General features: G+C 68.1%; 1 protein-coding gene. It reads right to left on the reverse strand.

Features of this window, described 5'->3' with window-relative positions:
* Positions 1–480, reverse strand: a 480-nt coding sequence (locus tag F8271_RS32810; RefSeq protein WP_225854920.1) for a hypothetical protein, incomplete at both ends; no start/stop codon positions are given.

Raw genomic sequence — 480 nt, forward strand, 5'->3', positions numbered from 1 at the left:
CAGCGTCCGCCTGCCGTAGTTGTAGACCTGGGCCTCGTAGATCTTGGTCAGCCACTGGTACACGCCCACCACATGCTCGGCGCCGAGCGTGTTGTCGAACGTGTGCTGGTCGGTTTCCTCCACCTCGGTGGTGGTGCGGCGGGTCTCCCGGGTGAGGATGCGCTCGGCGGTCCGCTCCGCGGCGGTCTGCGTCACCTCGCGGGCCATGGTTCTCGCCGAGGACTCGCTCTCCTCCGTGTTCCGTGTCCACGCGGCGTCGGCGCTGGCCTGGAAATCGACGGTCGGCCCGTAGCTGCCGGAGACCGTGAGCGACCCTTTGACGTCGGAGCGCTCCTGCAGCAGGGACTGCGTCTCGCGCTGCAACTCGAAGCGGTCGGTCGTCGTCAGGGAACTGCTCTGCTCGTTCTCCTGCTCCCGCTCCTGGACGAAGATGCTCTCCGTCTCCACCCGGGTGCGCCGGATCCGGTCCCGCGACTCGCT

The sequence above is a fragment of the Micromonospora sp. ALFpr18c genome (genome assembly GCF_008868155.1).
Taxonomy (GTDB): Bacteria; Actinomycetota; Actinomycetes; order Mycobacteriales; family Micromonosporaceae; genus Micromonospora.